At 50.2% G+C, this 20559-nt stretch carries 26 protein-coding genes and 2 pseudogenes; 5 read left to right on the top strand and 23 right to left on the bottom strand.

Going from position 1 to position 20559, the window contains the following annotated elements:
• Positions 1 to 87 precede the first annotated feature (87 nt).
• The gene (locus OCY70_RS30455; protein ID WP_373871452.1) at positions 88 to 696 is read right to left on the bottom strand and encodes a reverse transcriptase domain-containing protein; all 609 of its coding nucleotides are present in this window, start codon (positions 694 to 696) and stop codon (positions 88 to 90) included.
• 678 nt (positions 697 to 1374) lie between these two features.
• On the bottom strand, positions 1375 to 2190 hold the full coding sequence (locus tag OCY70_RS30450) for a flagellin N-terminal helical domain-containing protein (protein WP_283776745.1): 816 nt from the start codon (positions 2188 to 2190) through the stop codon (positions 1375 to 1377).
• A gap of 239 nt (positions 2191 to 2429) precedes the next feature.
• Between OCY70_RS30450 and OCY70_RS30445 the strand changes: the two are divergent.
• Positions 2430 to 3521: pseudogene (locus OCY70_RS30445) on the top strand (ISL3 family transposase); the annotation flags it as partial.
• A 153-nt stretch (positions 3522 to 3674) separates the two neighbouring features.
• Here OCY70_RS30445 and OCY70_RS30440 read toward each other — a convergent pair.
• The 15 genes and pseudogenes from OCY70_RS30440 to OCY70_RS30370 form a co-directional block, all read right to left on the bottom strand.
• Positions 3675 to 4490, bottom strand: coding sequence for a flagellin N-terminal helical domain-containing protein (locus tag OCY70_RS30440; RefSeq protein ID WP_283776744.1), 816 nt, complete (start codon positions 4488 to 4490; stop codon positions 3675 to 3677).
• 102 nt (positions 4491 to 4592) lie between these two features.
• Positions 4593 to 4967, bottom strand: a complete 375-nt coding sequence (locus OCY70_RS30435) for a flagellar protein FliT (RefSeq protein ID WP_213428164.1) — start codon at positions 4965 to 4967, stop codon at positions 4593 to 4595.
• On the bottom strand, positions 4960 to 5361 hold the full coding sequence (gene fliS, locus OCY70_RS30430) for a flagellar export chaperone FliS (RefSeq protein WP_213428163.1): 402 nt from the start codon (positions 5359 to 5361) through the stop codon (positions 4960 to 4962). Before fliS ends, OCY70_RS30435 begins: the two co-directional genes overlap by 8 nt.
• A gap of 20 nt (positions 5362 to 5381) precedes the next feature.
• Positions 5382 to 6833 carry a flagellar filament capping protein FliD gene (gene fliD / locus OCY70_RS30425; RefSeq protein WP_213428162.1) on the bottom strand — a complete coding sequence of 484 codons (1452 nt, stop codon included), beginning with the start codon at positions 6831 to 6833 and terminating at the stop codon, positions 5382 to 5384.
• A gap of 5 nt (positions 6834 to 6838) precedes the next feature.
• Positions 6839 to 7234 (bottom strand): flagellar protein FlaG, encoded by a 396-nt coding sequence (locus OCY70_RS30420; RefSeq protein WP_261948860.1) that lies wholly within the window; start codon positions 7232 to 7234, stop codon positions 6839 to 6841.
• A gap of 65 nt (positions 7235 to 7299) precedes the next feature.
• The gene (gene csrA / locus OCY70_RS30415; RefSeq protein ID WP_213428160.1) at positions 7300 to 7548 is read right to left on the bottom strand and encodes a carbon storage regulator CsrA; all 249 of its coding nucleotides are present in this window, start codon (positions 7546 to 7548) and stop codon (positions 7300 to 7302) included.
• Position 7549: 1 nt separating this feature from the next.
• Positions 7550 to 7999 carry a flagellar assembly protein FliW gene (gene fliW / locus OCY70_RS30410; RefSeq protein ID WP_213428159.1) on the bottom strand — a complete coding sequence of 150 codons (450 nt, stop codon included), beginning with the start codon at positions 7997 to 7999 and terminating at the stop codon, positions 7550 to 7552.
• Positions 7996 to 8397: a DUF6470 family protein gene (locus tag OCY70_RS30405; RefSeq protein WP_213428158.1), complete on the bottom strand. Its 402-nt coding sequence runs from the start codon at positions 8395 to 8397 to the stop codon at positions 7996 to 7998. Before OCY70_RS30405 ends, fliW begins: the two co-directional genes overlap by 4 nt.
• Before the next feature lie 21 nt (positions 8398 to 8418).
• Complete coding sequence (flgL, locus tag OCY70_RS30400) at positions 8419 to 9333, bottom strand: flagellar hook-associated protein FlgL (RefSeq protein ID WP_213428157.1); 915 nt, start codon at positions 9331 to 9333, stop codon at positions 8419 to 8421.
• Between the two features lie 40 nt (positions 9334 to 9373).
• A complete protein-coding gene (gene flgK, locus OCY70_RS30395; RefSeq protein ID WP_213428156.1) occupies positions 9374 to 10942 on the bottom strand; it encodes a flagellar hook-associated protein FlgK in 1569 nt (522 codons plus the stop codon).
• A gap of 27 nt (positions 10943 to 10969) precedes the next feature.
• Positions 10970 to 11470 carry a flagellar protein FlgN gene (locus OCY70_RS30390; RefSeq protein WP_249725055.1) on the bottom strand — a complete coding sequence of 167 codons (501 nt, stop codon included), beginning with the start codon at positions 11468 to 11470 and terminating at the stop codon, positions 10970 to 10972.
• A 14-nt stretch (positions 11471 to 11484) separates the two neighbouring features.
• Positions 11485 to 11775 carry a flagellar biosynthesis anti-sigma factor FlgM gene (locus OCY70_RS30385; RefSeq protein WP_213428154.1) on the bottom strand — a complete coding sequence of 97 codons (291 nt, stop codon included), beginning with the start codon at positions 11773 to 11775 and terminating at the stop codon, positions 11485 to 11487.
• Positions 11776 to 11960: 185 nt separating this feature from the next.
• Entirely contained in the window at positions 11961 to 12371 is a 411-nt protein-coding gene (locus OCY70_RS30380; RefSeq protein WP_213428153.1) for a TIGR03826 family flagellar region protein, read from the bottom strand.
• A 285-nt stretch (positions 12372 to 12656) separates the two neighbouring features.
• Positions 12657 to 13568, bottom strand: a complete 912-nt coding sequence (locus OCY70_RS30375; protein ID WP_213428152.1) for a ComF family protein — start codon at positions 13566 to 13568, stop codon at positions 12657 to 12659.
• Positions 13561 to 14535, bottom strand: a pseudogene (locus OCY70_RS30370) (helicase-related protein); the annotation flags it as partial. The pseudogene OCY70_RS30370 and the gene OCY70_RS30375, both read right to left, overlap by 8 nt.
• Before the next feature lie 129 nt (positions 14536 to 14664).
• Between OCY70_RS30370 and OCY70_RS30365 the strand changes: the two are divergent.
• The 3 genes from OCY70_RS30365 to OCY70_RS30355 all read left to right on the top strand — a co-directional run bounded on the left by OCY70_RS30365 (position 14665) and on the right by OCY70_RS30355 (position 15393).
• Positions 14665 to 14916 (top strand): hypothetical protein, encoded by a 252-nt coding sequence (locus OCY70_RS30365; RefSeq protein ID WP_261945308.1) that lies wholly within the window; start codon positions 14665 to 14667, stop codon positions 14914 to 14916.
• 85 nt (positions 14917 to 15001) lie between these two features.
• Positions 15002 to 15220, top strand: a complete 219-nt coding sequence (locus tag OCY70_RS30360) for an Arm DNA-binding domain-containing protein (RefSeq protein WP_213430904.1) — start codon at positions 15002 to 15004, stop codon at positions 15218 to 15220.
• On the top strand, positions 15217 to 15393 hold the full coding sequence (locus OCY70_RS30355; protein WP_213430905.1) for a hypothetical protein: 177 nt from the start codon (positions 15217 to 15219) through the stop codon (positions 15391 to 15393). The genes OCY70_RS30360 and OCY70_RS30355 overlap by 4 nt, the downstream gene beginning before the upstream one ends.
• Positions 15394 to 15655: 262 nt before the next feature.
• Here OCY70_RS30355 and OCY70_RS30350 read toward each other — a convergent pair whose 3' ends face one another.
• Positions 15656 to 16900, bottom strand: a complete 1245-nt coding sequence (locus OCY70_RS30350) for an IS110 family transposase (protein WP_261944499.1) — start codon at positions 16898 to 16900, stop codon at positions 15656 to 15658.
• Between the two features lie 407 nt (positions 16901 to 17307).
• Here OCY70_RS30350 and OCY70_RS30345 point away from each other — a divergent pair, with 407 nt between their 5' ends.
• Positions 17308 to 17721 (top strand): stress protein, encoded by a 414-nt coding sequence (locus OCY70_RS30345; protein WP_249725592.1) that lies wholly within the window; start codon positions 17308 to 17310, stop codon positions 17719 to 17721.
• A 115-nt stretch (positions 17722 to 17836) separates the two neighbouring features.
• Here the strand turns inward: OCY70_RS30345 and OCY70_RS30340 are convergent, their stop codons facing one another.
• The 5 genes from OCY70_RS30340 to OCY70_RS30320 all read right to left on the bottom strand — a co-directional run bounded on the left by OCY70_RS30340 (position 17837) and on the right by OCY70_RS30320 (position 20548).
• The gene (locus tag OCY70_RS30340; RefSeq protein ID WP_261944480.1) at positions 17837 to 19120 is read right to left on the bottom strand and encodes an N-acetylmuramoyl-L-alanine amidase; all 1284 of its coding nucleotides are present in this window, start codon (positions 19118 to 19120) and stop codon (positions 17837 to 17839) included.
• A complete protein-coding gene (locus OCY70_RS30335; RefSeq protein WP_213431455.1) occupies positions 19120 to 19386 on the bottom strand; it encodes a phage holin family protein in 267 nt (88 codons plus the stop codon). Before OCY70_RS30335 ends, OCY70_RS30340 begins: the two co-directional genes overlap by 1 nt.
• 18 nt (positions 19387 to 19404) lie before the next feature.
• A complete protein-coding gene (locus OCY70_RS30330) occupies positions 19405 to 19683 on the bottom strand; it encodes a hypothetical protein (protein WP_213431454.1) in 279 nt (92 codons plus the stop codon).
• An 80-nt stretch (positions 19684 to 19763) separates the two neighbouring features.
• A complete protein-coding gene (locus OCY70_RS30325) occupies positions 19764 to 19913 on the bottom strand; it encodes an XkdX family protein (RefSeq protein WP_213431628.1) in 150 nt (49 codons plus the stop codon).
• Positions 19910 to 20548, bottom strand: coding sequence for a hypothetical protein (locus tag OCY70_RS30320; RefSeq protein WP_261944479.1), 639 nt, complete (start codon positions 20546 to 20548; stop codon positions 19910 to 19912). Before OCY70_RS30320 ends, OCY70_RS30325 begins: the two co-directional genes overlap by 4 nt.
• Positions 20549 to 20559: the final 11 nt, after the last annotated feature.

The raw sequence follows: 20559 nt of genomic DNA, 5'->3' as shown, positions 1-20559 counted from the left end.
TTTTGCATACCACGACGAAGTCATCTGCGTACCGCGTCAGTTCTCCAACTTCTTTTCCATGCTTCTCCCACAGTCGGTCGAAGTAGTTCAGAAGATGTTCGCCAGCAGAGGCGAAATCACGCCACCCTGCGGTGTGCCTAGATCGCTTCTCCTGACCTTGCCTTCTTCCATCACCCCGGCTTCGAGCCACTGGCGGATCGGCTTGAGTATCCGTCTGTCGCTGATTCGGAGGGCCACCAGCTTCATCAGCTTCTCTTGGTTGATGTTGTCGAAGTACCCTTGGATGTCGAGGTTGACCACCCAATTACCTTTGCGGTTACACGCTTTACGGATTCGCTCCAGCGCCTGCTTCGTGCTGCGCTTCGGTCGAACGCCAAACCAACATTCCTGAAAATCCGCTTCGAAGATCGGCTCCACCACCAGTTTCACTAACATCTGTACGACTCGGTCTTGAATCGTCGGGATGCCTAGCGGACGTTTGCGACCGTCTTTCTTTGGGATGTAGTGACGATGTACAGGCTGGGGACGGTAGCGTTTCTGTACATGGCGCTCTTGGCATTCCTCGATGAACTGGCGTTCGCCCTTCTTCTCGATGTCCGCCAGCGTTTCGCCGTCTACCCCTGCCGCTCCCTTGTTTGCCCGTACGCAGCGCCACGCTTCCCATAGCACATCCACCCGGCAGTCCTTGTCGTACAAAGCATGGAATCTTCTGTTCTTGCTTGTCTTGGCGGCATGACCTAACTTTTCTCGGAGTTGTTGAACTTTTTCCTTCGGTGTCGTTAGCCCTTTGGCATTCTCTCACTCGTACCTCCTCAACAGCTTGAACAAAGCAGGGCCCCTTCCCTCCCGCAGGTTGTGTTGTCCTGCGTTCCCCGGTAGTATGGGCCCCTCCGACTCCCTTCCTGCAGATGGATCACTTCACCTCCTGGGCTTATAGAGCATCTCGCTACGAAAAAAAACTTTCGTGCAGGAGAGGATCTCCCCAGTTCACTGCATCTTCTTTCAGACCATGCCGTTCCCCATACGCTGGAGGATTCTTCGCTGTCGCTCCAAGTTCTGAACAGCTTCCGTGGCCTTCGTCCATATTCACACAAGACTCGGCTTCCTCTTTTCCCTCTTGCGAGGCCTTTTTGACGACGCGGCAGGATTGACTTCATTTACGGCCTGGCCTGTTGCTTGCCCTGTCTCTGACAGGTACTTTCGTCGATGCGCTTCTACGCACGGATTTCGCCGTATGCAGGCATCCTAGCTGCACGGGGACTTGGCCCCTTCCGCGACCGGTCTTTCACCGGCTAGAAGATGCGTGCTTAGCTGGGCACGCTAAATAGAAAAAACCTCGCTTAATATAAGCGAGGTTTTTATACAATAAACCGATTACCCTAACAGCTTCAGTACGCTTTGCGGTGCAGAATTTGCTTGGGCCAGCATCGCTGTGCCTGCTTGAACCAGGATTTGGTTGCGAGTGAAATCTGTCATTTCTTTCGCCATATCAGCATTGCGGATACGGGATTCGGAAGCAGACAAGTTCTCTGCAGTTACACCCAGGTTATTGATTGTGTGTTCCAATCGGTTTTGAACCGCACCAAAAGATGCGCGTTGCTCAGATACATTGTTTATTGCATTAGCGATTTTTGAAAGTGCCGCTGAAGCGTTAGCTTGGGAGGAAATTATTAATCCACTCAATCCCAAAGCCGCGGTACCCATGGCAGCCAATTTTGCAGTAAGTACGTTACTTTTGTCTACACCAATTTGAAAGCTAACTGTTGAACTTGCATTCAGCAAACTAATTCCGTTAAAGTTTGTTGAAGATGTAATGTTATTGATTTCTGCCAGCAACGCATCAACTTCTTTTTGCGTATTCGCACGGTCTTTATCATCATAAGTACCCGTAGCAGCTTGGTTAGCCAACGTATTCAAACGTTGCAGCATGGAGTGTACTTCTGTCAAAGCACCCTCAGCCGTTTGAATCAGGGAGATACCGTCTTGCGCGTTGCGCATCGCTTGGTTCATGCCGCCGATTTGGAAACGCATTTTTTCGGAGATAGCGAGACCTGCCGCATCGTCTGCCGCACGGTTGATGCGGAATCCGGAAGACAATTTTTCCATTGTCTTACCCATTGCAGTGTTGTTCATGCCCAGGTTGCGGTGAGCATTGATTGCGCCCACGTTCGTGTTAATAAACATCGACATTCTTCATCATCCTCCATGATTTCATTATTGGGCCACTTCCTTGCGGCCTATTATATTTATCGAAAAGTACATAGGCTTTTTTTATACCGCAGTTAAAATTACTTGAAATTAATTGAACCATCATCAACTGAATGAATAAGTTTCTCCATTATTTGAAATATTTGCTCCTCAGACGTTAAAAATGCAAACACCTGTTAAGCTGGAAATAAAGAGACCAGTAGAAGATGAGGTGTTTTCATATGTTTGTCAATCTAAAGGAAGGGCAACTGGACGAGCTTCTTCATATTCCGGAACCGTGGTACATTCGTGAGGTGGAGTTCAGCCTGGAAGCCAAGCAATTGGACGTATACGTCAAGTTTCGAAAGCGGGCGTTATTTTCATGTACAAAGTGTGGTGAGCCCAATCAACCAGTTCGGGATATCGCTAACCACGACCGCACGTGGCGTCATCTCAATTTTTTTGAGTATCCTTGCTACATTCATGCCGAACTTCCCCGAACCAACTGTGGCGAGTGCAATTCCATCACCCGAGTCCATGTTCCGTGGGCACTGGATAAACCGAAGCATTACTTTACCCTGCTCTTCGATGCGCTCATCATCAAGCTGGCCAAGCATATGCCGATGAATGCCGTCAGTCGATTGCTCGGAGAACATGATACTCGGCTGTGGCGTATACTACATCATTACGTGGATAATGCGATCGCTGCGCAGGACTTGTCCTACGTCACTAAAATAAGCACGGATGAAACATCGGCTAAGCGCGGTCACAACTACATAACCATCTTCATGGATCCTGGGCAAAAAACCGTCATTTTCGTAACCAAAGGCCGGGATTCCAGTACATGGGCAGAATGCAAGAAACAGTTAGAGTCCCATGGCGGCAAAGCAGACAACATTACGGAAGTCGGTATGGACATGTCACCGGCGTTAAAGGAGCTGAAGAGAACTTCCCAAACGCAGGATAAATTCCATGTCATCCAGGCGGCAAACGAAGCCGTGGATGAAGTGCGCCGCAAAGAACGAAAAAGCAGCGCCTTGTTAAAGAATACGCGATATCTCTGGCTGAAAAATCCGGAGAACCTGAGTAATGCCCAGAAAGAAACAATGGATAAGCTTAAAGACTGCGATCTGGATACAGCCAAGGCGTACAGGATGAGATTGATCCTGCAGGAAATCTATCGTTATCCAGCTTCGATTGCACCTCTGGTGCTTCAGGATTGGATTCAGTGGGGGCTGCGCTGCCGTTTAGATCCGATGGTTGAAGTCGCAAAAATGCTGCAGAAGCATTATGACGGCGTCATTCGATGGTTTACATCCAAGCTGAACAACGGTCGAAGCGTCTAACCAATTTCCCTTGTCCGATTTTCAAAGAGTTCTGGAATTTCATAGAGCATATTATGCTGGTATCATCGCTAGCGGCGAAGAGCCAGATATTTTTATAAAAAAACATTTCCAGCCCAATTAAGGCTGGAAATGTGAGAAATATTATCCCAGAAGCTTCAGAACACTTTGTGGCGCGGAGTTTGCTTGCGCCAACATAGCTGTGCCTGCTTGAACCAATATTTGGTTCCGAGTGAAATCTGTCATTTCTTTTGCCATATCTGCATTGCGGATACGGGACTCGGAAGCAGACAAGTTCTCTGCAGTTACACCCAGGTTATTGATTGTGTGTTCCAATCGGTTTTGAACCGCACCAAAAGATGCGCGTTGTGTAGACACCAGATTAATCGCACTAGCAATTTTAGCAAGCGCGGAAGATGCGTTTACTTGAGAAGAAATTTTCAAATCTTTCAATCCCAAAGCAGAAGCTCCCATTGCAGCTAATTTTGCAGTAAGAGTGTTACCTTTATCAACACCGATTTGGAATGTAACACTGCCGGCTGCGCTCAGCAATTTGATGCCATTGAAGGTAGTAGACTTGGAAATGTTGTCAATTTCCGCGAGCAACGCATCCACTTCTTTTTGCGTATTCGCACGGTCTTTATCATCATAAGTACCCGTAGCAGCTTGGTTGGCCAACGTGTTCAAACGCTGCAGCATGGAGTGTACTTCTGTCAAAGCACCCTCAGCCGTTTGAATCAGGGAAATACCGTCTTGCGCATTGCGCATCGCTTGGTTCATGCCGCCGATTTGGAAACGCATTTTTTCGGAGATAGCGAGACCTGCCGCATCGTCTGCCGCACGGTTGATGCGGAAGCCGGAAGACAATTTCTCCATTGTCTTACCCATTGCTGTGTTATTCATGCCCAGGTTGCGGTGAGCATTGATTGCGCCCACGTTCGTGTTAATAAACATAGACATTCTTCATCATCCTCCATGATTTCATTATGATGCCACTTCCTTGCGGCCCACTATATATATCGAATTTTTTTATTCTTTTTTTATAGCAAGGATAAAAGGGGCTTATTTTTTCTCATCAAAATAATAAGCAACTTGATCCACCCTTCCCATGCCTTGATAGGCATTCATAATCGTCTTGCTTTGGCGGACGCCTTGGACTTGGGAGCCCAGTTGACTTATTTGTCTTTCTATGCGATCGATTATGGACTGGTAAAGCACCTGCAGCGTCTGATAACGTACAGCTTCCTGGTTTCTTTCTTCCTTAGTAAGTACTCCTGCATCAGCAGACGAGATAGATTCCTTCAGTTGATCCCACTTCTCCACAAATTGAAGGAAAGTTGAATCCTGCCATTCTCGCTCCTTTAGCTCAAGGATATAGTGTTCGCATAAATCAATCATCTCATCGTATATATCAAGTCTTGTTCGAATATCATGCATAATTTTGACCTGCCGTAACATCTTTACCGATCGTTTCCCAAGCGTCTTTGATGGATTGAATCACTGCTTTGGCTTCCGCTAGCGGCTGTGCAGATTTTTGGATATTAGCTTGAACTAGTTGGTCAATCACATACAAATACAGATTTTTTAGATTTTGGGCTACTTCCCCGCCTTCGCGTTCATTCAAGCAAGCAATCAACTCATAGATGATATCCTGTACCTTCAAAATATGCTGGTGAGCCAACAAGGGATTGCCTTCTGCGAGCGCAGTTTCCGCCTGAGTCATATACTTTAGCGCCCCATAGTACAGCATAAGGATCAATTTATGCGGGGAAGCTGTTTCATACTTATTTTTTTGGTAGGCTTGATAACCGGCGGTCATATTCGTGTACATCTATTCATCCCCTTAACCCGCTAGCTTTGCTGAGATAAACCTTTGATTTGACTGGTCAACCAGGACTGTTCGTTTTTCAATTTGCTCAGAGCCACTTCCATTGCTGTAAATTGTCTCTTTAATTGCTGTTCTTTCAATGTGAGACGATCTTCCATTTTGGTCATTGATTCCGTGATAAAAGAAATTTCAGAATCATAGCCATTCACACGGGATTGCAAAATTCCGTTGGCCTTGCTTGTCCAAGTGCGAAGCTCTTCACTTAATATGGTAGCGATCCCCTGCTTCTTGTTCCCCGAACTGTCGGTCTCATCTGCATTAAACATAGCTATTACTTTTTCTGGATCACGTTCCAGGGCTTCTTTAAACTTCTTCTCATCAAAGACGATCTGCCCCGTCATATCGGCCCCTTTTTTATCCTTATCGATTTCGATACCAAGGTCAGCCAACGTGCCGAGTCCAGCAATATTGCTTGACATCCAACTCCCTAGTTCCATGTCCAATTGGCGCAATGTTGAATCGCCCTGAAGCGTTGTTTTCCGGTAGGGCGTCTTATCATCCTTTGGTTTTTCTTCTGGCTTGGCCATGCCATCCCGAATCAGTTTGCGAACTTCGTTAAATGCATCTACGAATCCTTTAACCTTCTCAAGGACCTTGTCCGAGTCTTGTCCAACCGTGATCATAGCGGAAGAAGATTCTTTTTGAAGCTGCAAGGTCACGCCATCAATGACACCCTTAACCTCGTTAGAGGAGCTAGTAACAGACAAGCCATTTACCTTGAGTTCCGCATTCTGTGCAGCTTGAACCTCCTGGAAATTACCGCCGGATAATAGTCCTAGATCGTTTAAAATGTTGCCGCTTCCTGTGATCCCGATTCCGGATGACCCTCCGCTCCCTTGATGAAACGCATTTTCTACTCCAGTTTTCACCGAAGTTAGTACTAGCGTCTTCTTTCCTGGGGATGTCTCTACCAATGAAGCAGATACGGTTTTACTATTCTTATTAATATCATTTTTGAGATTTTCGAGCATCTCTCCATACGTTTTGCCTTTCAGCGTAACCGTAACTTCAGTCCCATCTGGCTGACTAAAAGAAATCGTTTGGTTTTCAAGAGAAGAGGAATCATCTGTTGAGGTAAACTCATTCGCTTTAATAACATGCGATTTTGCCAGCTTATCTACGGTTACCTGATAGTTCCCAGTTACAGCATTATCGGAGCCAACCGCCTTTACGGCTTGCTCATCCGAGCTTTTTGTCGATGTTAGCTTGAAGTTCGCATTCAACGTTAAATCCGCAGCTTTATCGCGGAGTGTGGACAACTTTGTATTTAAAGTACGAAAATAGGACTGAAACTCAGAGAAATCCTTTTTCTTTTGTTCGAGATTGTTATATGGGATTCTCTCCAACATCATTAATTTTTCAATCATCATCCCGGTATCCAATCCGGAAGCAAGACCGCCAATACTAAACCCCATTATACCTACCGCCTTTCTTTATATTTTTTATCCAAAAACAAGCCAATAAGCTCTTTCATTTTGACAGATAGTTCTATCAAAAATTCCGGAGGCAAGCTGGCTATGACTTCCTTCGTCTTCTTATCGAGAACCTCGACATATAGTTCCTTGGCGTCGTCATGGTACTTGAAGTGAATCTCTTTGCCGGAGCTGGCAATCGATTCATTCAGCTCCTCCACCTTTTTTTGCAGATCCTGCTTGTCTTCGACGCTCATATTTATGTAATCCAAGGTGGTTCCAGCTTGAGAAGAAGGTGATTCCCCCGGCATTTCTTTGCCGAGCACATTTTTCAAGGATTGAATCGTCGACCGATGAACCTGTAAGTCTATCCCCGCGGTGTCTGTACGATGAATGCTGCTCATCTATATCCACCTCACATTTCAACACGGATCATATTTTTCCTTGCATTGAATCTGCCTATGATTTCTCATTTTTTAAATTTCTTCAATATCTCAATCATATTGATATCTTGTTTTTCATTGGCTCCCCTAGTGGTCTCGACAGCAGAATTATTTTCCTGTACGATGGTCTCATACAATTCCTTCCGCATAATCTGCACATTTTTCGGAGCGACAAAGCCAAGCTTGACATACTCTCCTTCTACACCAAGCACACGAACCTCGATCTCGTCGCCGATCATGACCGTCTCGCCGATTTTTCGCTTCAGCACCAGCATCCTATTCTCCCCTTCCTTGAATAAAATGCCGGACGGGAAGGTTAGAGTCTGTGATAATATACTGGCAGCCCTTCTGTGTTTTCGGCGAGAAGAGGACGGGAGCTCTTAAATTCACGCTAATCGCATCGTTAATGATGTTAACGACCAGCATCGTTACGACTTCTTCCGGCGCTTGAACTCCCAGAGCTTCCACGGTATCCCGGTCGATAGGAAAGCTGTAGTTCTGAACATATTCCGCCGGAATTAAGATAAAGCTTCGTTCCTCATCCACCGCATGGAGAATATAGAAGACGGAGTCATCGTATGGCATTAAGGCATATTGAGTAATCGCTTGAAACCCTACCATACCTTTGACGAATTCATAGATCTGATGAGGTTCAGGATGAAGAGTCCCATAATTGGAACTATGGATCGTAACATTTGATACGACTGAATCATTGGTTGATGTCATTCCCGAACAACACCTTTCGTTTGCACTTCAATTTCCGGCGGATAAACTCGAACATCGATCGCTACGCTTTGAGAAGGCAGCGCATAGAGACGCACTTCCTTTTGGCCTTTTTGCATATAGCGTTCGAATGCGATCTGTCCAAAGGTCGTCTTCGACTTTGCGATATTGCCAAGCCGGTCGCCTTCTTGCGCTTTCTGTTGCGTAGCCTGGACAGCCGCTTGTATCGCCTCGTTTTTCCGCTCGCTGGCCGCCACAGAAGGCCGCTGCAGCCCCAGCTCGTCCCATACCGGCTGCCAATCCGCCTCCATCTCGACGGGGCGCTGACGAATCGTTAACTCAGCCGGTTCATAGCGGAAGGAATGCGATTGAATCTGCCTTATGGTATCCGATATATTCATTGAGATGTAACCCTTCTCCGATTAACGAATAAAGTCGATCAGTGACACCTGCATTATCCGAGCCCCGGTAGCTAGTGCCGCCTGCATCACGTTTTCCTGCGTCTTCAGGGCGATAATCGCCTCCGGCATATCGACATCGGCGACCTGGCCCCGTTCCGTCTTCAGACTGACCTGATCATCCGCAAGACGGTTCTCCATCAGCTCGAAGCGGTTCATACGTGCCCCAATCTCTGCCCACTGTGTGTTAATTCGGTCGGATGAGGCATCAATACGGTCCAATCCTTTCAAAAGTCCATCAATATCATTATTCTCTGCCGCTTTGATCATATCATCCATCATTTGGAATATATTATCATTATCTTTATCGATCGGTTTCGTTGTATCAACGGCCTTGCCAAAAATCAATTCGCCAGTAATACTGACCGGGACAGTAACCGCAGGGCTTACATTCAAACGGTAAATCCCTTCATCCGTCGTTTCCGTCGCCGCTCCCGCATTTGTATAAGGCGGAATATCCGTTTTCTGTCCATTGAACAGATAGCGGCCGTTGTAAGAACTGTTGCCGATCATGACAAGCTGTTCCTTGAGCTGCTTCAGCTCGGCCGCATTCGCTTGGCGGGCATCATCCGGCGTCGTCCCGGTCGATCCTTGCTGCACCAACGTGCGCACCCGCTTCAGCACATCGCTCGTCTGCTGCATCAAGGAATCCATTGTGCGGAGCATGCCCGATCCCATCTGCGCATTGGCGGTAAATTCATCATTGCGGTTCAGCTCGCTGTCATACCGCATCTGATAGCCGATGCCGACCGGATCGTCGCCCGGCCGATGAATGCGTTGTCCGGAAGACAGCTTATTATTCAGATCAATCGCAGTGCTGTTCATATTTCGCATATTGCGAAGCAGCTGCGTATTCTGCATTGCACTCGTTACGCGCATCCTTGTTCCTCCTTACATAACCTGCTTCTTTTATTTAACGTTAGCGTCCAACGATACCCATCTGATTGATGACCCGATCCAGCATCTCGTCGACCGTCGTCATGTTCCGCGCCGCTGCATTGTACGCATGCTGGAAGCGAATCATGTCCGCCATCTCTTCGTCCAGCGACACGCCACTCACTGATTGGCGGCGGAATTGCACGGAATCGACCATATCGCTCTGCACTTTGACATTCCGTTCCGCATTTGTTGCCCGCGTTCCCAGGTCGCCCATAATCGCGCGGTAGTAATCATCTACCGAGCCGGTGGACAACGATGTCATATCGGCCGGATAATTGAATGATTTGTCACGAAGTGAAGCCAAGGCATGCGCGATAACGCTGTTCCCCTTAACCGTAATGTTCTGCCCGTTCACGGTGTCATAACGTCCGGAAGCCGCAATATTACTAACGTTATTCACGATATCGACATTGACCTGGATATTGCTGATGGAGAAGTCGCCGCCGTCGGTCGTCGTGAAGAATGGAATGCCCGACTTGGCAGGGTCTGACAACGTATAGCCCAGACTGTGCAGTCCGTTAAATCCGTTCACTTGCACCGTAGCGGGTCCCTTCAAGATGGAGCCGGCCGGAATCGTGCCGCCGGCCGGAATTGTCGTTCCGTTCTCCAACTCCACGGCGCTCTTGGCAATAAGCGGCGAAGCGGCCACATAGCCAGCCGCGAGCTCCACATCCACCGCTCCGGTGACCATCGTTCTAACCATCGCATTCATCTGGTTCCGCACCTGATCGACTTCTGCAAGCGATTGCGAGTAGCCATGAAGCTGTCCTGACGTTGCAGCTACATCCGCCGTAATCGGCGTCGACTCCCCATTCTCGACGACCGTCACACCGCCGGACAGAATGGTGATATCTCCTTCTTCTCCCTCGGTTACCTCCACATCAATGATGGTGGAGAGTTGGTCAATCAACAAGTCGCGCTGATCCCGGAAATCGTTGGCGTTATCCCCCATGCCTTCCACGCGCTTAATCGTATCCGTCAAGCTTGCAATATTCGCAATAATATCGTTTGCTTCGTTCACTTTGATGTTGATGCTGGACTGAATATCGTTCTCCAGCTTGGTCAGCGACTCATCGATATGCTTCAGCATATTGGTGAAGTTAGAGGCCGCACCGACCACTTCGACGCGCGCACTGAGCAGAGAGGGGTCGCGATTGAGGACTTCCCAGGAGTTCCAGAACTTATCCATGACGCTGCGCAAGCCATTATCCGACGGTTCATTGAAAAAGCCTTCAATCGAACGGATCGTATTATCGACAATGCTCCACGAGCCAAGCGTCTGGTTCTCTCTGCGGAATTGGGTGTCGAGGAAACTGTCGCGGATACGGGTAATGCTGTCGTACTGCACACCGGTACCGAGTTGCCCCGGAGCTACACTGTTGTACATTCCCGGCATCGCCAACGGCCGGGTCGCAGATGCGTTCACTCGCTGCCGCGTATAACCGTCGGTGGAAGCGTTGGCGATGTTATGTCCCAAAGTCTGCATCATGGTCGATTGGACGAACAAGGAGCGCTTGCTCGTCTCCAATCCGTGAAAGGTTGATCTCATCTTCGTTCGTTCCCTTCCTTCATCCGTTTATGCACGCGTATCCATCATGCCGGGTCTGCTATATTGGGGAGCAGCTTGCTCCGGACGGCGGTACAGCATGTCTTGATCGGAATAATCTATATGCAAATTAAGCTGATATTCGATAAAATGAATGGACTGCTGAATCAGCGTCTGGTTATGGTCATTGGTGAACTTCAACTTTTCCAGCACCGTCCGGATACGTTCTTGCACGGCGAGCATCTCTTGCCGCTCATTGGCTTCGAAAATCAGCTTTGTAATCTCGCTCACCGTAAGCTTCAACTGCGATTTGATACCCTTCGATTGCAGGAACGACTGCACGGCCTCTTCCCGCTCCTGTTCCAGGGAAGCTAGCTGCTTCAAGCATTTTGACTCCTGTTGGGACAGCTTGACCAGGTTATCGATGTCGTTCTGAATAATTACCTGCGTCTTGGCTTCCCCGATACGGACGAGCTCTGAATAGATATCCTCCATGCGGCTCAATATTTCCACAATTGGCGCTGCGCTCACATTCGTTCCTCCGCTCATTCAGTTTCTTTGCGAAACAGGGGAAGCAGCTTCTCCACAATCTTGTCGGCAATCTTGTCGGCAGCAGCGACATGATACGTCCCTGTCTGTACGGCCTGCTTCAGTTCGGCAATGTACTCCTGGCCGGCCGGATTGTTTACCCGGTTTTGCGCGTCCAGCATTTTCTTCGCTTCGGTCGATATCGTCAGTTCATCCTTGCGGGATGACTTCTGAGAGACTCTCCCGGCCGACTGCTGCTTCTGATAATATTGTTTCGCTCCGACGCGCTGCGTTTCATTAATCTCCATCATTACACCTCGTTTCACACGGCAGACGGCCGTTCATCCGGCTCGCATCCCGTCCTCATTCCAACTAATTACCTTCTATTGTAAGGCATATCCGTATACATAGACAAAACCGATAACCTTTACTAAGATTATCGGTTCCGTGTCAAGGAAAATTTAGTTCTCGTCAAAAGAAGTTATGCCGCGGGCTATTTGTTGCGGGACGGATGAAAAGCCTGGTACGCCCTCGTTCCGGAGGCCGCTTCTCCCTTGTCCGGCTCCTTTTCAATGCCCGCTTCCTGTATTTGTCGAACCAGCCTGTTCCGGCATGATTCACACATATGCCCTTCCCGAATCGGGTTGCCGCACACTTCGCAATCATATGTCAAATTCGGAGCCTGGTATATTGAAATGCGTCCTTCCCGGATGAACTGCGTAATCTGGCGCGGGCTGACCTTCGTCTCTTCGCTTAGCTCATGCATGGAAGCATGCCGCTTCTCGCGCAAATAGGCCACGCACCGTTCATACTCCTGTTCAATCTCCTTCAGACATGCAGGGCAGATGTCCCTGAATGCCTTGGCGAACAGCCTCCCGCAGCGCGGACAATTGCTCAATTCCATCTTCTCGCCCCCTTCAATGCCGTTATATTCATCATAACTTATTCATCGACAGAAAACGAGAGGATTTTTACTAATTAATGCGTGTTCAAACGAGGGCTTTTCAGCACCGAGAAGGTTGCAAGAACTCGAAGAAGGAACAGCGGAGTGTAGGCGAGACTGCATGAGCTAAAATGTTTCCTTAGGAAACATACTTCGGAAGCATACGCTCTTCAAGAGTGAATGCAAGATTCGATGCCGAGTTGCTTCCTGAATCGCTTCGTGATCAAAAGCACAACCTACTAATATTCAAGCTCTCGCCCAGGTATAGCTGGCCGTCTTCACCGGGATAGAGAAGGCGTCGTTCAGCCGCGAAAGCTGACGGGCACAAGCGCGAAGCGTGCTGCCAGTCGTATATACGTCATCAATGATAAGAATGCGGATATGTCCCCGCCGCTTGATCACACCGACTGAAGCCGAAGATAACGCTTGAGCGGCCGCGGCTGGCGCATGCCGGTTCATCGCGTAGGCTACGGCCGCACTCCGCTCCCTTCCCTTCCGCTCCTGCTTGCTCTGCTTCTCCCCATCCTGCCTCCGGTCAAGCAAGCCCACGACCGGACGGTTCCAAGCCTGGCCCAGCAGACAGGCCAACCGTTCCGCCTGGTTGAACCCGCGCACCTGCATCCGGGCAGCCGTCGACGGCACATAAGTGACGATGTCGGGCAGCATCTCCGCCAATGGAGTTCCCCACAGCCACATCCTCAGCCTTCGCACGGTCGGATTACCTTCCCCATCCTCGACAGGATACACGGAGCGGAACAGCATCGAATAGGATGCCAGCATCATGGCGGCCATAACCGGCTCGTATCGAATATTTCCCCGGAACTTATATTCCGCCAGCCATTGCTTCATCGCTTCATTATATTGGACCACGCTTCGATTCGCAGACAAGCCGTGAGAAGCTAGCGGATCGCGCGCACAGTCGGGACAGCGAATGCGTCGGCCGCATGCCATGCACCCGATCCATTGAATCCACGGAATGTCTCTCAAGCATCTGCCGCATAGTTCCTTCGTTAACGCTGCTTCTCTTATCTCCTTCTGAAAAACAGCTGATGGGATGCCCACCGCCTGACTGCATACCTTGCACAGAATCGAGTGCGGCCGCAACACCTGTTGCAGCCTCCGCTCAAACCAATGCCCCTGCGCTGCCGGTTCAGCCAATACGCCATCTCCCTCCATTATAAGCGGGCAGCAAATAACCGCGCCGCCTCGCCAGCCGGTTCATCTCGCGAATCTGCCGCACCGCCCTGCGCTGTGACCGATCCCATTGCCGGGAACCGAAGACGACCTTCCCCGCCGGATCATCCTTCGATCGGCCGGCCCGGCCCGCCATCTGGACGAGCGATGCTTCATCGAACAGCTTGTCATCCGCATCGAGAATGTACACATCACTCTTCGGAACCGTAACGCCCCGCTCCAGGATCGTCGTCGTCACCAGCATCCGAATGTCCCGCTCCCGGAAGCGGAGCACGCGATCTCCGCGCTGCGCATCCGCCGCAGAAGTCCCTTCCACCCGAATCTCCGGGAAATGCCGCTGCAGCAGCCGCACGACACGTTCCACCTGCCGGATGCGGGTGATGAAGATGAATACCTGCGCTCCCCGCTTAACCGATTCCGCCATACGGCTGACCAAAGCCCCAGGAAGCGACCCGCGGGCCACGCACGACGCGACGGCCGGCATCGCAACTCTTGCCGGAACCGGCAGCGGATGCCGATGATACCGGACCGGCACCCGGGCATGGCGCAGCGTCCCGCGCCGCACCTGACGCTGCATCGCTTCCGGCGGCGTAGCCGACAAAAACACAAAAACGCCCCCTCGGCGGCAAACCCGCTCTGCCGCGCGATGGAGCATGGGATCGTTATGATAAGGAAACGCATCCAGTTCATCAATTATAACGAGAGCGAATGCCCTATCGAACCGCAGCAATTGATGGGTCGTCGCCAGCGTAATTCTGCCCTCGCCCCAACGCTCGGGGCTTCCGCCATACAGCGTCACGACCCGCTCTGCCGGAAAGGCCTTCTCGATCCGAGGCTTCAGCTCCAGCACCACATCCCGCCGTGGCGTCGCCACGAGCGCCCGGCCGCCATGCAGAAGCGCATCCTCGATGAGCGGAAAGATCATTTCCGTATTGTTTTGCTTCCTATTATATAGGATTTCTTAGGGCAATCAGGGTTTAAGAAAATTAGGTTCGGATAATTTCGGATACTTTCAGGTACGAATATGGTCAAAATATGGTCACGAGAGGAAGGGCTTTTTATGACGCTTGATGAACTAAAGGATGTAATGAAAAATGAGGACGTTCGCCGTCTTGAAATAAAGCTTAACCAAGGCGAGGTCGTAAAATCAATCATAACAAAGTCGGAGCATTTTTATGCTTTTGAGTTTTTAGTCGAAACGAAATACGGCAGAATGATCATTGCAGGATACTACGGACCCTACGGTCTCACCTATATGTGTGACGCGAGCATCGGACACATTGAAACGCTACTCGATTGGGCGAAATCATAAAAAAAGAAGGCGTGGAACCGCCCCATGATGTATGCTGGATGTAACATCATAAATCGACTGATAAACGATGAAAGGATGAAAGAGGATGGAAATACCACGAATCAAGCGACGCGGGGATCGCTGGTACTTTGACTATAGCATTGGAGAAGGGAAGAACAGACGGCTAAGGCGGGAAAGCTTCCTATCTGAAGAAAAAGCCCGGGAAGCAGCGCGAGAAGTGGCGGAGCGTCGCGTAAAAGAGCAATTAAAAATGCTGGAAGAATATGAACAGATGGCAAGGGTAGAATGGAGGAAGGAACAATGACGAACGAAGGGAAGAAGTCGGAGTTCCAGAAGCGATTGGAGAATCTGCAGGTTGAGGCATACAGACGGAATCAGGGCGCGAAGGAGATGGAGATGGAGATGGCCGATATGGGGTTAGGCTTCGTAAAAATGAAGAAAGAACGGATTTATATTAAGTCGAGACCGAAAAAATGAAACTGTTCACCCCGGAGCGATCCGGGGTTTTCTCTATTTAGTCCAATTCAAGGTATAGAATATATGGGCATATAGTCATATAATTGAAGAAAAGTCCAGCGGTATGATGTCAAGTCCCTGATTGATGAGAATTGGAAAATTACCTTTGCGTGCAGCAGGATCAATCCCAAAAAAGGCATCACCAAACTAGACCCAGTCGAAAATTAAGTAAAATACCATAATTTAACTGGGAATTAGAGAAGAAAATTCATGAGCCAAGGCATTATTGCTCTGTCGGCTTCACCTTCCTTCTGGGCGTATAGAGTTGGTCGTTGCGTAGCAGCACATCGACCAGACGCACAAGTTTTCTTGCCGTTAAGACGAGGGCACGTTTGTGTTGATGCTTAGGGACTTCATTGAATTTCTTCCGGTAGTACTCCCCGAATTCCGGGTCGCGGTTTTTTACCGAGTTGGCAGCTTCAACAAGGTAGTAGCGAAGGAATCGGTTGCCGGAACGAATGCGCTTTGTATCTTCCGCCTCGAAGGAGCCGGATTGGTGCTTGCGCCACGTCAGACCCGCATACTTGGCCAAGGCGGCTTGATCCGTGAAGCGGTCGATGTCGCCGATCTCGGCCAGGATGCCTGCGGCATAGACCCGATCAATGCCCGGAATGGAACGGAGGCACTGGCTGCTGGAAATGCCGTCTAAAATGCGCTCAATCGCCTTGTCGAGCTCTTTAAGCTGACTCTGGATGCTCCGGATCGACTGAATTGAGGTGCCCAGCACCAAATCAATGGAATCCTCGACAACCTTCGAGAGACGGTACGAGGCCCGAGCCGCCTTTTGAATACAGCGGGCGACGTGTTCGGGATCGGGGAAACGATTTCTCCCCTTGTCCTTGAGATAGTCAGCCAAACGGGCGACATCCATATTCGCCATCTCATCCAGACTATACTTTTCCGAGAGCATTTCCATGATGGCATGGCCGAACACGGAACTGTCCACCTCCGCGCGAAAAGCATTGCACTTGTAGAACAGATTTTGCAAAAAGTATTGCTTCTCGCGGGTAAGGTTGTGTACGAGATGGAATCGCATGCGAGTGAGCCGCTGCAAGGCGATGTACTGTTCCTGCATCACGATAGTCGTCGTGAGTCTGCCAAAACGCAGGCGGTCTGCAATGATCCAGGCATCGATGCGATCGGTTTTGTCCAGGTCGGCATAAGCGTCTTTGAATTTGTTAATCAGCTTCGGATTAATGGTGAACACCTTGGCATTCAATTGTTGAAGGGCCTCATCCTCATGCAAGTACATGGCTGGATGCCAACTGTAGACGGATGTGGCTTCAAGCCCGATATGAACCTCAGAGCAGGCTGTCTTGACCGCAGCAGAAATGATGCGATCCCGCAAGTAAGAAGCGCCGTGCAGATTGTTGGTGGTCTTGAAGGTCTCCAGGGTGTCGCCATCCGATTTCATCAAACAGGCTTCCAGTTCTTCGGAACTGACGTCAATACCGACAAAAAGCTTCAAGAGAATTCCTCCTTTCTATAAGGGATTCAGGGAACGGACTCTCCGGACTGTCTCCGGCGCACTCGCCGATCAATCACCCTCGCATATGAGAACACGCTTCGGTTCACGAGCTGCCCCGACGCTGCTACAGTCGGGCATGAGTTGCCGAAGGGAACAGCCAGCGGGTAAGAAGTGCAAGCGAGTACCGGAGAAACAGACTTAAAAAGTAGATTGGACTACAGGAGGGAGACGAATTTCCCCGAATGGAACCCTAAGTTCCATTGTCCAGAGACATTCCGGAAAGTCCAGTCCCCATATTAATTTTCAATGTGCAAGCTGGAAATTTTGAAGGCATTCTATGTTTCTATAAAGGACTGGAAAAAGACTCAAAACTGCCTTCAGGAAATACTATACGAGGAGGGGGAATTTTGAAGAAATTAAGTGCAATATTCCTAATGTGTGTTTTAGTCTTGGTAGGCTGCGGGGGCGGCAAAAACATCTCTGCCGATGAAATGGTCCAGAAGTTCAAGGATGCAGGGCTAGAAATTGAAGCGAGAGACTTAGAAGCTAAAGAATACGGGATGGCTCCTAAGTTGGACAAGGAGTCCAAGCGTATCCTCGTTCTGGCCATGGGGGAAGATAAAGGCGGACGGCTATTTATTTTCGATAAGAATTCCGATCTTGAGAAGGTAAAAACCTATTACGATGAACTAGGAAAGGCAACAGCGGCGGCATTCTCGCATACGCATGCAGCTGGTAATGTACTGCTGCAAATGAACGGCAATATGGATAAAGCTGAATTTGAGAAGTATGCTAAAGCTATGGATGAAGCAGTTAAATAAATGAGTAAGAGCCTCGGGACCTCCCGGGGCTTTTTAATTCGGTTGGAGAGGTAATTCTTAAAAACTGCGCAGATGAAAAGAGGCCCCGCCCATATCCCCGGCGAGGCCAGAATGCTTATTTCCCCATCTGCTTCAACATACGATCCACGACAACAGCAATCTCTGCCCGCGTAATCGGCTCGTTCGGCGCGAATCCAGTGTTACGGCCATTCATGATCCCCGCTTCCATCACACGCCGAATAGACGCTTCGGCCCAGTGTCCCACGTAGTCCGGCTGTTTCGGTTTCTCCATTGCTTGTACCTCCTTTAAATACTGCACTAATTTCTGCCCATATGATGTTGATGGTGCCCATTTACCACCCAACGACTCCACTGTCTTGGCGGTCCCTAACAGATACGCAAAATGCCGAGGGTCAGGCGTGCCCGCGCGCGGGTAACCAGCAGCTCCGGCATAAAGCGCAAGGTGATCCAGATGGGCGGTGATACCCTCGCGCCAATCCGTAAAGCGCTTGTGCGCCGATGCCTGATAATCACCGCCGCCCGCCGTGACCTTTAGGCCGCATGGATTTTTATAAGAGGCATCGATACCGGCAGCGCTCCGCCCGTCCCGATAGAGATAGCCCGTCTCATGACCGAACTGTACGTAGGCGACCGCCGGGTCCACTCCGCCGTGCTTCGGGGCCAGTTCCCAGTACAATTCCGCTAGATCGACAAACTCAGCCGGGGCATTCTTGCTCCGGGCCCATTCTCGGGCCTGCTCGACGGTAGCCGATGCTGGGCCAAGGATGTTGGTCGCTCCGCTCGCTGGCGGCTGCTGTGCTTTCTTCGGCTGCAACTTTAGATACTTGGCTACCCCGGCCACATGACCCGCAACAATCGCCTCAATAACTTCTGGCCGCTTGAGCCGTGCTGCATCTGCTGCAACATCGACAAATAGGTTTTCGGTCAGGACGGCCGGCATGCGTGACTCCCGGCACACATGTAGATCCTTTTTCTTCTGCCCTCTGTCAATGACTCCAAACGGTTTCAACTTTTTCATGATTTCGGAGTGCAGCACGTCTTGAAACGCTGCTGTAGCCGCGTCCTTTGTGCCGCTGTATGTGAAAGATTCGAATCCACCCTTTCCACCGCCCGCATTACAATGGATGCTGACAAGCAGATGGGCCCCGGCAGCATTCGCCTTGTCTGTCCGCTCTTTCAGGGACAAGTATGAGTCCGTGGAGCGCGACAGCAGGCATTGGACACCTTCATACTCCTGTTCGAGGCGCTTCGCGGCTTCTGTCGCCACTTGTAGCGCTATATTCTTTTCGACAACTCCGTTCCCGCTGGATCCCGGGTCCTTACCTCCGTGGCCGCCATCCCATAATACCTTTTTCACTTCCTCAATTGCCGCAACCATTACTTTTCACCACCCTTCTTCATCTGCTTTACCGCCTGGTGACCGAATACTGCGAACGCCCCCGCAAGAATGCCCTGTATGATAGCTTCAACGCTCCAGCCAAGCGTTCCAACCGTAAACACTACCGCCAACACAACAACGATGTATACGATGCTCCAATCTGGCACCGGCGGCGTTTGCTTGAGCATGTACCCAATCACCCAACAGGCTCCAACCACGACAAATAGGGCCGGATCAATCAATTCAAAAATCATTTGCCACTCCATTCGATATCATCCCTTCTATTATTCTTCCAAGCGATCAATGCGCTTATGTGCTTGTTTCGATGACTCTTCTACCCGCGTCACACGCTCCGCCAGCCCGTCCAGGCGCTGCCCTTGCATTCGTAAGTCAACACGGATATCATCTACCCCGCGCTTGATATACTCGACGTCTGTGCGCTGTACAGCGTCTGCTCCGGCCTCCTGGACAATATCATGCTTAACTGTTCTATTGCGGCCCATCCAGCCCAGCGCAATACCGCTGATAGCGGCAATCATGGCTACTACTGCCGTCAACTCCATACTGATCCCCCTATTGATAAATAAATAGCCCCCGGGTATCCCGAGGGCATAAATAAAGCGCCTGCTCTATGGCGTGGCGCTTATTCCTGTGTCGGAAATTTTATCCCAGTAATCTTCTCGTACTCTTCCGGCGTGATTTCCCCGAATCGGTTGGCCTCCGTCTTAACGGCTGCGCATAGCCCCTCTGCGTCGATCCATTCACAATCAAAAGCAAGTTTCCAGAAATTCATTCCGTTTGCCCTCCTTTAAATTCAATAATTTCAAGTTTAGCATTCGTCAATTCCGCACCCAGGCTGTCGATAGTCTGCTTTTTCTGCATGCTGTCCAGCCGCGATTGGGTCAACATTCTGCCAAGGTCATCAATGACGCTCTGCTGCTGGATATTCCTGATTTTCATTTGCGTCAATTCTTGGCCCAGCGCGTCGGTCTGTGACGGCTGCGGATCCGGATTCAGCGCTTCGATTTCCTCGTCCGTGAGTCCGTTCCGCCAGAAGCTTGGGCCGTCCACGGGTTGCGGCGGCTCCGGCAGCGGATCGTCGCTCTCCGGGTCATGCTCGGCCAGCACGGCCATGTATTCGGCGTATGCAGCCTCATAAGCCTCCTGCGCTGCTCTGTAGCCCTCGACATCGAATATAGGCTGATACAGCCCGTCAGGCATCGGCACAGCTACGGTGTAGCCTACGAGTACCGTTTCCGGTTCGTCAGGCTGCTCGTCGTCACGCTGCTCCGGTTCAGACTGCGGAAGGCTGCCGGGTTCGTCCGGTTCAACCGGTTCCCGCCGATCAAAAACGCCCGTCACGGAGTCCGCAACGAGCGTCGGTTCGATGTAGCGACCGGATAGGTCGGTTATGATTGCTTCTTTCATGTCGTGCCTCC

The organism is Paenibacillus melissococcoides, from assembly GCA_944800085.1.
In the GTDB taxonomy this organism is placed as follows: Bacteria; Bacillota; Bacilli; order Paenibacillales; family Paenibacillaceae; genus Paenibacillus_B; species Paenibacillus_B melissococcoides.
This window is presented reverse-complemented; position numbering and strand designations above follow the sequence as displayed.

Coding starts and splice junctions, on each gene's coding strand:
- OCY70_RS30325 (WP_213431628.1), bottom strand. CDS start 19,913: ATGAATTTCTGGAAACTTGCTTTTGATTGTGAATGGATCGACGCAGAG.
- flgK (WP_213428156.1), bottom strand. CDS start 10,942: ATGAGATCAACCTTTCACGGATTGGAGACGAGCAAGCGCTCCTTGTTC.
- OCY70_RS30355 (WP_213430905.1), top strand. CDS start 15,217: ATGACGAACGAAGGGAAGAAGTCGGAGTTCCAGAAGCGATTGGAGAAT.
- OCY70_RS30365 (WP_261945308.1), top strand. CDS start 14,665: ATGACGCTTGATGAACTAAAGGATGTAATGAAAAATGAGGACGTTCGC.
- OCY70_RS30335 (WP_213431455.1), bottom strand. CDS start 19,386: ATGGAGTGGCAAATGATTTTTGAATTGATTGATCCGGCCCTATTTGTC.
- fliW (WP_213428159.1), bottom strand. CDS start 7,999: ATGACATCAACCAATGATTCAGTCGTATCAAATGTTACGATCCATAGT.
- OCY70_RS30330 (WP_213431454.1), bottom strand. CDS start 19,683: ATGGAGTTGACGGCAGTAGTAGCCATGATTGCCGCTATCAGCGGTATT.
- fliD (WP_213428162.1), bottom strand. CDS start 6,833: ATGGGGTTTAGTATTGGCGGTCTTGCTTCCGGATTGGATACCGGGATG.
- OCY70_RS30405 (WP_213428158.1), bottom strand. CDS start 8,397: ATGAATATATCGGATACCATAAGGCAGATTCAATCGCATTCCTTCCGC.
- fliS (WP_213428163.1), bottom strand. CDS start 5,361: ATGTACACGAATATGACCGCCGGTTATCAAGCCTACCAAAAAAATAAG.
- csrA (WP_213428160.1), bottom strand. CDS start 7,548: ATGCTGGTGCTGAAGCGAAAAATCGGCGAGACGGTCATGATCGGCGAC.
- OCY70_RS30435 (WP_213428164.1), bottom strand. CDS start 4,967: ATGCATGATATTCGAACAAGACTTGATATATACGATGAGATGATTGAT.
- OCY70_RS30420 (WP_261948860.1), bottom strand. CDS start 7,234: ATGAGCAGCATTCATCGTACAGACACCGCGGGGATAGACTTACAGGTT.
- flgL (WP_213428157.1), bottom strand. CDS start 9,333: ATGCGCGTAACGAGTGCAATGCAGAATACGCAGCTGCTTCGCAATATG.
- OCY70_RS30385 (WP_213428154.1), bottom strand. CDS start 11,775: ATGGAGATTAATGAAACGCAGCGCGTCGGAGCGAAACAATATTATCAG.
- OCY70_RS30320 (WP_261944479.1), bottom strand. CDS start 20,548: ATGAAAGAAGCAATCATAACCGACCTATCCGGTCGCTACATCGAACCG.
- OCY70_RS30440 (WP_283776744.1), bottom strand. CDS start 4,490: ATGTCTATGTTTATTAACACGAACGTGGGCGCAATCAATGCTCACCGC.
- OCY70_RS30380 (WP_213428153.1), bottom strand. CDS start 12,371: ATGGAATTGAGCAATTGTCCGCGCTGCGGGAGGCTGTTCGCCAAGGCA.
- OCY70_RS30360 (WP_213430904.1), top strand. CDS start 15,002: ATGGAAATACCACGAATCAAGCGACGCGGGGATCGCTGGTACTTTGAC.
- OCY70_RS30450 (WP_283776745.1), bottom strand. CDS start 2,190: ATGTCGATGTTTATTAACACGAACGTGGGCGCAATCAATGCTCACCGC.
- OCY70_RS30340 (WP_261944480.1), bottom strand. CDS start 19,120: ATGGTTGCGGCAATTGAGGAAGTGAAAAAGGTATTATGGGATGGCGGC.